The following is a 296-nucleotide window of genomic DNA, read 5'->3' on the forward strand; positions in this document are numbered from 1 at the left end:
GTCCATACTCCGCTGCTGTAGTCATGCCAAGTCGTCCCCGCGCAGGCGGGGCTGTTCCCTCGTCCCGGGCGTGCGTGCCGACCTTGAGCTCGTCGTCCCCGCGCAGGCGGGGCTGTTCCGCCGAGGTGCGTGATCTTCGGACCCGGTTCGACGTCGTCCCCGCGCAGGCGGGGCTGTTCCTCACCGTGTCGGGGTGCGCGTCTTGCACGTCTGGTCGTCCCCGCGCAGGCGGGGCTGTTCCTAGCTCGTCGGCGACGCGAGAATCCCCGTCGGGGTCGTCCCCGCGCAGGCGGGGC

Source organism: Dietzia sp. B19 (assembly GCF_014145155.1).
Lineage (GTDB): Bacteria > Actinomycetota > Actinomycetes > Mycobacteriales > Mycobacteriaceae > Dietzia > Dietzia natronolimnaea.